Origin of the sequence: Streptomyces spiroverticillatus (assembly GCA_014650415.1) — a bacterium.
Classification (GTDB): domain Bacteria; phylum Actinomycetota; class Actinomycetes; order Streptomycetales; family Streptomycetaceae; genus Streptomyces; species Streptomyces spiroverticillatus.
This window is the reverse complement of record BMUX01000075.1, coordinates 1-942: the sequence shown is the minus strand read 5'-3', so window position 1 is coordinate 942 and position 942 is coordinate 1. Positions and strand designations below refer to the sequence as shown.

The following is a 942-nucleotide window of genomic DNA, read 5'->3' as shown; positions in this document are numbered from 1 at the left end:
CGGTGCGGGTGGGCTTCGTAGTCGCGGGCGAGTCGGCGGTGGTGCATGAGCCAGCCGATGCTGCGCTCGATGGTCCAGCGTCTCGGGATGATTTTGAATCCCTTGGTTCCTGGCGGGCGTTGGACGGGGTGGACGTCGATGCCGAGGCGGGCGCCGTGGTTGATGGCGGTGGTGCGGTAGCCGGCGTCCACCCAGGCCTTGGTGACGAGTGGGTGGGCGGCGGCGATGCGGGTCAGCAGGGTGACCCCGCCGGCGGTGTCGGACACGCTCGCGGCGGTGACGAAGACGGTCAGGAGCAGCCCGAGGGTGTCGCAGCCGAGGTGGCGTTTGCGGCCGATGATGCGTTTCCCTGCGTCGGTGCCCTGGCCGGTGAGGGGCACGTTGGCGGAGGTCTTGACGGTCTGGGAGTCCAGTACGCAGGCGGAGGGTTCGGCACGGTGGCCCTCGGCCTGGCGGAGCAGGCTTCGCAGCAGGCCGTTGAGCTGTTCGAAGACGCCGTCCTGCTGCCACTTGGCGAAGTAGCCGTACACCGTCGGCCAGGGGGCGAAGTCGTGCGGGAGGTAGCGCCACGGGATGCCGGTGCGGTCCACGTAGAGAATCGCGTTCATGATCTGCCGCAGGTCGTGTTCGGGTGGGCGGCCGATGTCCAGGGCATCGCGTCGGCGTCGGGTCCGCCAGGCGGTGAGGGCGGGGGCGATCAGCGCCCAGCGTTCGTCCGAGAGGTCGCTGGGATACCCGTCGTGCGGGGTCATGTTTGTGATGTACCGCGCGGCGGCCGTCGGGGCCAGGGGGCAAAGGGCCGTCCTCGGGGACGGGTTGGGAGGAGACGGGAGGTGCTGGAACGAAACAGTCCTCTGCCGTCACCGCGCAGTCTCGCAACTCAACTGCACCTCCTGCCCCGGCGCCGCCGAACCTCCAAAACATCCTGAACGTAAATGAGAC

1 protein-coding gene is annotated in these 942 nt (G+C 68.9%); it reads right to left on the bottom strand.

The features are described 5' to 3' along the window. On the bottom strand, positions 1 to 752 hold a 752-nt coding region (locus IE269_RS42760), incomplete at its 3' end, for an IS5 family transposase (protein WP_189828774.1). Between the last annotated feature and the right edge of the window lie 190 nt (positions 753 to 942).